5 protein-coding genes are annotated in these 5,751 nt (G+C 58.1%); all 5 read left to right on the top strand.

What is annotated here, in order from left to right; translation table 11 throughout:
* The coding region (locus tag VEZ52_RS00735; RefSeq protein ID WP_324835105.1) for a DVU3141 family protein at positions 1-205 on the top strand (205 nt) is incomplete at its 5' end.
* 320 nt (positions 206-525) lie between these two features.
* A complete protein-coding gene (locus VEZ52_RS00730; RefSeq protein ID WP_324835104.1) occupies positions 526-2,097 on the top strand; it encodes a polysaccharide biosynthesis/export family protein in 1,572 nt (523 codons plus the stop codon).
* 139 nt (positions 2,098-2,236) lie between these two features.
* Positions 2,237-2,926 (top strand): Crp/Fnr family transcriptional regulator, encoded by a 690-nt coding sequence (locus VEZ52_RS00725; RefSeq protein ID WP_324835103.1) that lies wholly within the window; start codon positions 2,237-2,239, stop codon positions 2,924-2,926.
* A 163-nt stretch (positions 2,927-3,089) separates the two neighbouring features.
* Positions 3,090-3,443, top strand: a complete 354-nt coding sequence (locus tag VEZ52_RS00720; protein ID WP_291443979.1) for a cupin domain-containing protein — start codon at positions 3,090-3,092, stop codon at positions 3,441-3,443.
* A 62-nt stretch (positions 3,444-3,505) separates the two neighbouring features.
* Positions 3,506-5,131, top strand: coding sequence for a hydroxylamine reductase (gene hcp, locus VEZ52_RS00715; protein ID WP_324835106.1), 1,626 nt, complete (start codon positions 3,506-3,508; stop codon positions 5,129-5,131).
* Positions 5,132-5,751 lie beyond the last annotated feature (620 nt).

Raw genomic sequence — 5,751 nt, 5'->3', positions numbered from 1 at the left:
AACCGCTACTGTTGACGACCCTGATTTTGGCAAGGGGGTGCGCGTGAGCCTGGACGAGCTTTTCACCTCGGCCAAGGGCGAGGACTGCAAACGCGGCACCGTGCTTTCAGGCCAGCGTGAAGCGGAAGTTATTGTCATCTGCAAGGATGACAAAGGCCGCTGGACCATGGCCCCGCGAGTGTGGGGACAGGGCCTTTCGCAGTAGCAAGGCTGAAACTCCGGCTTAGTGCCAGCGTGCCTTTGGCAAAAAACGATCAAGGGTGCATTGCCTCTGGCTAAACCGGGCAAATGTGATTATTTATGGAAGCGCACGGCGAATACCACGCCCGTGCGCTTTCCTAGTTGCAGTTGCAGCCTCTCAGCCCTGTTGATCCTACAGGCACCGAGCAGGCCTCAACGCCTCCACCTGCAGGAGATACAAGGCATTTCAAGAATATTGACTACGGAACCCTGGGGCCATACAGCCTGTTTGCGGAACCACCTCTGGGGGCCATGCAAGCCCGAATCCATTGCATCAACACTGCCATGTCGCACAGAACTATTGTTACTTTTCTGCTGATCTTTTTCGCCCTGACCACTGCGGGCAAGGCCGAAAATGCACCCCAGCCCTACGCTGCCAACCTGTTTCAGGGCAATTTTTCGCAGAGCAAGGACGCCGCCAAGGACGCCAAGGATGCCTCCATCATCGCACCGGGCGACCGGGTGGTGCTGCGCCTGTGGGGCGGCGACCTCAAGGTGGACAGCACACTGACTGTGGCCGCCGACGGGCATCTGGACGTACCTGAGGTGGGGGCCATACCCGTGGCTGGCCTTGGCTACGACAAGCTGGCCGAAGCCTTGCGCAGCAAACTTGCCGCCAACGGACACGCCGATGCGCAGATTTACGCAGCGCCTCTGGATGCCCGGCCTGTGGCCGTTTTTGTCACAGGCGGCGTTGCCAGGCCTGGCCGATACACCGGCACCCCCGGCGACCCGTTGCTGAGCTTTCTGGACAAGGCCGGAGGCCTTGACCCCATGCGCGGCAGTTATCGTGACATCCGCCTGATGCGCGACGGCAAGGCTGTTGCCAGCCTCGACCTCTACCCCTTTGCCCGCAAGGGCGTGTTGCCCGCAGTGCGCGTGCAGGAAGGCGACACGCTTGTGGTGGGCGACAAAGGCCCCACCATTACAGCCATCGGCGCGGTGCGCACCTCCGCAAAATTTGAATTCCCCAAGGGCAAGTCCACAGGCACGGCCCTGATTGAACTGGCCGAGCCGCAAAACAGCGCCTCGCACATCGCCCTTTCCGGCACACGCAACGGCGCGCCCTACAGCACCTATCTGCCGCTCAAGGAACTGCGCAACCTGATGCTTGAAGACGGCGATCAGGTGCAGTTTATTGCAGATGCGCCCGGCAATACCATGATGGTTGAAGTGCAGGGCGCAGTGCGTGGGGCTTCGCGCTTTCCCGTGCGGCGCGGCGCCCGCTTGCAGGAAGTGAAGAACTTCATTGCCGTGGAGCCTGGCCGCGCCAACCTTCAGGCCATGTACATCAAGCGCAAGAGCGTTGCCGCCCGGCAGAAAAAGGCCATTGCAGATTCCCTGCGCAGGCTGGAGGAAACAGCCCTCACGGCTTCCTCTGCCAGCGCGGATGAAGCAGCCATCCGCGCCAAGGAGGCGGAGATGGTCTCCAAATTCGTGGAGCGGGCCAAGAGCGTGGAACCGGAAGGTGTGGTTGTGCTTGACGGCGGGCCGGACAAAGCCGACCTTTCGTTGGAAGACGGTGATATCATTGTAATCCCCGCCAAGAGCGACGTGGTGCTGGTGAGCGGTGAAGTCATGATGCCGCAGGCCATGCTGTGGGGCAAAAAGAAGGATGTGGACGATTACATCAAGGGTGCTGGCGGCTATACCAACCGTGCAGACCACGACAAGGTTCTGGTGCTGCACCAGAACGGATCGGTGTCGCAGAACGGCGATGATATTCTGCCCGGCGATCAGGTAATGGTGCTGCCCAAGGTGGAATCCAAGAACATGCAGGCGGTCAAGGACATTACCCAGGTTATCATGCAGGTGGTGGTTTCCGCCCGATTGCTGTTGGGCATGCCGTCGCTGTAAGTTTTATATAATTCGGCAAAAAGGGGGCCTTGGCCCCCTTTTTTTATTTCATGCGCGCAAAGTGCAAACGTGCGGTTGCGTCACAAACGTGATGTGGGTTATGGTTGTACAAGGTATGCAGAATCTACAAGAGGAATACATGGAACGCGCCCTGGAAGCATCCCCCCTGTTTTCTGGAATGAGCGGGCAGGAGGCGCGCTTGTGCCTTGCATGCAGCGGCGCATTTGAAGAGCAGCACGGCAAGGGTGCACTGGTTTTTGCAGAATCCGACCCGCCGGAAAGGCTGTATGTGCTGCTGGAAGGTGCGGTGAACGTGTGCCGTGAATCAACAGAAGGCAGACGTGCCGTCATGGCGCGCGTGGATGCCCCCGGCGACCTGTTTGGCGAGGTACATGTTTTTTTGGGCCGCCCGAGCTATGGTTGCAGCGTCTTGGCCGAAACGCCTGTTCGCGTATTGGGCATACCCGCACGTTTTTTCTACGCCACCTGCGAAAAGGCCTGCTCCGTCCATTCACGCATGATCCGCAACATGCTCGGCATTTTTGCGCACAAGGCTTTTTTTCTCACACGCCGCATTTCACTGCTGTCTTCCGGCAGTTTGCGGCGCAAACTTGCAGCCCTGCTGCTGGAACACCGCCGCCCTGACGGCATGGTTTCACTGGCAATGAACCGTGAACAGATGGCTGATTTTCTGGGTGTAACCCGCCCCTCACTTTCACGCGAGCTCGCCGCCATGCGCGACGAGGGCCTTCTGCAAATGGAGGGTAGAAGCATTCGCGTACCGGACATAGCCTCACTGAATTTTTTGTGCGAATATTTCCCCGCCTGATTGAATGTATTCTTTTTTATAAATAATTTCAGTTTATTGTACATCGCTTCTTTTTTTATCCCGCGACCAAAATATTTTCATTTTCTTGAGCATCCGTAACATTTGTTACAGAACCATTGTCCCAGCCTTGATAGAACGGAATCGTCAACACAAGGAGGGCCTCATGGACCGCATTCTCAAGAACCTTGAATTCGCCGCAGCGCTGCCCCTGGCCGCGCAGGTCGAGTGCCAGCCTGGCCAGATCGCCAGCAAGACCCTTATCCAAAACGCCTCTGTAGGCATTACCCTGTTTGCATTTGACGCCAACGAAGAAATCAGCGCCCACACCTCCACGGGCGATGCAATGGTCCTCGTGCTCGAAGGCTCGGCGCAGGTGACCATCAGCGGCCAGTCACACACTGTGCAGGCGGGCGAAGTGATTATCATGCCCGCGGGCCAGCCGCACTCTGTACGCGCGCAAGAGCGCTTCAAGATGCTGCTTACCGTTGTTTTTCCTACCCCCAAGACCCCCGCGTAGGCGGATCACCCCCCAGCCTCCGCGTTGCGGAGAGTATCAGGAGACATCCCATGAGTAACGCCATGTTCTGCTATCAGTGCCAGGAAACCGTGGGCAACAAAGGCTGCACCCAAGTAGGCGTGTGCGGCAAAAAGCCCGAAACAGCCGCCCTTCAGGACGTGCTGGTATATGTGACCAAGGGCCTCGCGCAGGTTGCCACCAAGGTGCGCGCCCAGGGCAAGACCGTAAGCCACGAGATCGACCGCATGGTTGTGGGCAACCTTTTCTGCACCATTACCAACGCCAACTTTGACGACGATATGATCGCCGAGCGCGTGCGCAAAACCTGTGCTGCCAAGAAATCCCTGATGGCCGAGCTTGACTCGCGCGACGGGCTGGCCGACGCTGCCCTGTGGGAATCGGACGACAAGGCCGCCATGCTTGCCAAGGCGGCCACTGTGGGCGTTCTTGCCACCAGCGACGACGACGTTCGCTCCCTGCGCTGGCTCGTGACATTTGGCCTCAAGGGCATGGCCGCCTATGCCAAGCATGCCGATGTGCTGGGCAAACATGATCCTGCTGTGGACAACTTCATTCAGGAAGCTCTGGCAAAGACTCTGGACGACAGCCTTTCCGTGGCCGATCTCGTGGCCCTGACCCTTGAAACCGGCAACAAGGGCGTGAGCGTTATGGCTCTGCTTGATGCCGCCAACACCGGCACCTACGGCAACCCCGAAATCACCAAGGTCAACATTGGCGTGGGCACCAACCCCGGCATCCTGATTTCCGGCCACGATCTGCGCGACCTGCAGATGCTGCTTGAGCAGACCGAAGGTACGGGCGTGGACGTGTACACCCACTCCGAAATGCTGCCCGCCCACTACTACCCCGCTTTCAAGAAATTCAGCCACTTCAAGGGCAACTACGGCAACGCGTGGTGGAAGCAGAAGGAAGAATTTGACAGCTTCAACGGCCCCCTCCTGCTGACCACCAACTGCCTTGTGCCGCCCAAGGACAGCTACAAAGACCGCGTGTACACCACGGGCGTGGTGGGCTTCCCCGGTTGCAAGCACATCCCCGGTGAAATCGGCGAACACAAGGACTTTTCGGCCATTATCGCCCACGCCAAGACCTGCCCCGCGCCCACGGAAATTGAGACCGGCGAGATTGTGGGCGGTTTTGCGCACAATCAGGTGCTGGCCCTGGCCGACAAGGTTGTTGACGCTGTGAAGTCTGGCGCCATCAAGAAGTTTGTGGTCATGGCTGGCTGCGATGGCCGCGCCAAGGGCCGCTCCTACTACACTGAATTTGCCGAAGGCCTGCCCAAGGATACCGTCATCCTTACCGCCGGTTGCGCCAAATACCGCTACAACAAGCTTGATCTCGGCGATATCGGCGGCATCCCCCGCGTACTGGACGCTGGTCAGTGCAACGACTCCTACTCCCTGGCCGTTGTGGCTCTGAAGCTCAAGGAAGTGTTTGGTCTCGCCGATATCAACGACCTGCCCATCGTATACAACATTGCCTGGTACGAGCAGAAGGCTGTTATCGTGCTGCTGGCCCTGCTTGCCCTCGGCGTGAAGAACATCCACCTGGGACCCACGCTGCCTGCCTTCCTTTCGCCCAATGTGGCCAAGGTGCTGGTGGAACAGTTTGCCATCGGCGGCATCAGCACCCCGCAGGACGACCTTAAGGCATTCTTCGGTTAATCACCCTGCATCCAGGAGCGGCCCACTGCCGCTCCTCGCAATTCAAAAGGCGGCGCACCTACAATGGGTGCGCCGCCTTTTGGCCTTATACGGATGGGGAGTATGCACCCCTGGCTATTGATCCTGCCCCAACAAATGCAATAACCAGGAGGGCCACAGCACAATGACACGCAATATGGATGCCCCCAAGCTAAGGACTATGACGCGCATCAACAAAAATAGTATGAATACTTAGGGGATTACCGAAAGGGGGCGCTGGCGGTTCATACTACGCGCAAGTTGTCTGAGTTCCGAGCGGTATCCTCATCCATGCTGCAAGTAGCAATGGTCAATAAAATACCAGACCGTGAAACGGCAGCACATACGAGTACAGAGGGAAGGGGCAAGGATAACAAGCAGTGGCATGTCAGCCCGCATGGCTAACACAACGGGCTTGCACATGCTGGATGCAAGGCAATAAAAAAGGGGAACCCGAAGGCTCCCCTTTTAATCGTAAGGCTAGGTACTCTTAGAAGGAGTACACGAAACGGACGTTCACGTTCCAGGGATCACGTTCCTGGTCGCTACGGCCATTCATCTTGCTGGTGCCCCACACGCCCTTGGACTGGTCAAGCCAGGTG

Origin of the sequence: Desulfovibrio sp. (assembly GCF_035644575.1) — a bacterium.
Taxonomy (GTDB): domain Bacteria; phylum Desulfobacterota; class Desulfovibrionia; order Desulfovibrionales; family Desulfovibrionaceae; genus Desulfovibrio.
The sequence above is the reverse complement of the archived record's forward strand: the minus strand, read 5'-3'. Positions and strand labels throughout refer to the sequence as shown.

Excerpts from the sequence above, each read along its gene's own strand:
- VEZ52_RS00730 (WP_324835104.1), top strand. The coding sequence starts at position 526 with ATGTCGCACAGAACTATTGTTACTTTTCTGCTGATCTTTTTCGCCCTG.
- VEZ52_RS00725 (WP_324835103.1), top strand. The coding sequence starts at position 2,237 with ATGGAACGCGCCCTGGAAGCATCCCCCCTGTTTTCTGGAATGAGCGGG.
- VEZ52_RS00720 (WP_291443979.1), top strand. The coding sequence starts at position 3,090 with ATGGACCGCATTCTCAAGAACCTTGAATTCGCCGCAGCGCTGCCCCTG.
- hcp (WP_324835106.1), top strand. The coding sequence starts at position 3,506 with ATGTTCTGCTATCAGTGCCAGGAAACCGTGGGCAACAAAGGCTGCACC.